This is a genomic window from Mesorhizobium sp. M4B.F.Ca.ET.089.01.1.1 (assembly GCF_004022605.1).
GTDB lineage: Bacteria > Pseudomonadota > Alphaproteobacteria > Rhizobiales > Rhizobiaceae > Mesorhizobium > Mesorhizobium abyssinicae.
In genome coordinates this window covers 1-402 of record NZ_RZOS01001542.1, presented here as the reverse complement: position 1 = coordinate 402, position 402 = coordinate 1, and the positions used below count along the sequence as shown (strand labels likewise).

The window sequence follows — 402 nt, the reverse complement described above, 5'->3', positions numbered from 1 at the left end:
GCCTTGCGCACTGAAGACGCCATCGAAAATTCGAAGCATGCTCGCGACGCCGGCGCCGACACATTGCTCATCCTGCCGCCCTTCTTCGAGGGGCCGGGCGAGCCAGGCGTTCGCTACCACTACGAACAGGTATCCAGCGCCGTGAACACTCCGATCATGGTCTACAATATTCCTCAGTACACCGGTTTCGACATCACGCCTGACGTCTACAAGCGCTTCAGCGAGATCGATACCGTCAAGTACATCAAGGACAGCACCTCCAACATGATGCGCATCGACCAGCTGTCGGCACAGGGTGCGAAGGTGTTCAACGGCTGCGACTATCTGAACTTCTACAGCCTGCTGAGCGGCGCGCCGGGTGTTTTCACTGGTTCCGGCAACGCGGTTCCGGAGCAGCTCGTG

General features: G+C 59.0%; 1 protein-coding gene. It reads left to right on the top strand.

The features are described 5' to 3' along the window. Positions 1–402 (top strand): dihydrodipicolinate synthase family protein (locus EN780_RS38205; RefSeq protein WP_133373042.1); only part of this gene is annotated, 402 nt, incomplete at both ends.